We start from the raw sequence: 576 nt of genomic DNA, 5'->3' as shown, positions 1-576 counted from the left end.
CACCACCTTGAGGTCAGACCGTAGTGCAATCACCGGATCCCCCGAAGCGCCGCCAGCACCGTCGACAGGGTCGCCAGCTCCACGCCCGACTCGACCCGGATGCGCGCCCCGTTCACCTCGATCTCGACCACCCCGCAGACCTTGGCCGGCGGCGCGGCGATCTCCAAAGGCTTCGTCTGTACCGGCGAAATACGCTCGGACTCGCCAGCTGTCCCGCCACCGCTCTCGGCACCAATTTGGATCGGCACGAAGCTTGGCGCCTTGCCCGCTACCGCCGCCGCAACTTGGCGTCGCCACACCGTAAGCAGCCCGCGGGAAACCCCATTGCGCCGCGCCACCTCGGAGATGTTCGCACCCTCCTCAAAGCTCTCCGCCACGATCCGGGCCTTCTCCTCGCCCGTCCACCGTCGCCGTCGGCGCTCCCCAGTGATCACCTCGACGCGACGATAGGAGTCACCTTCCTGCCTGGCATCAAGCATGGCATTTGCCATCGTTACACCTCCACCGATCCGCTCATGCCAGGCTGTATCGCGCGCAAGCCGAAGGATGGCTAGGTGGGGGCCTCATGCCGGTTAC

Annotated in this window: 1 protein-coding gene; it reads right to left on the bottom strand. The window is 66.3% G+C overall.

The window, feature by feature from the left end:
- Positions 1–29 precede the first annotated feature (29 nt).
- Positions 30–491: an IS66-like element accessory protein TnpA gene (gene tnpA / locus AAFX91_RS42320; protein ID WP_130584434.1), complete on the bottom strand. Its 462-nt coding sequence runs from the start codon at positions 489–491 to the stop codon at positions 30–32.
- Between the last annotated feature and the right edge of the window lie 85 nt (positions 492–576).

This window comes from Bradyrhizobium sp. 31Argb, assembly GCF_043638955.1.
Lineage (GTDB): Bacteria > Pseudomonadota > Alphaproteobacteria > Rhizobiales > Xanthobacteraceae > Bradyrhizobium.
Note: the sequence above shows the minus strand (reverse complement) of the source record. Positions and strands in the feature narration are given on the sequence as shown.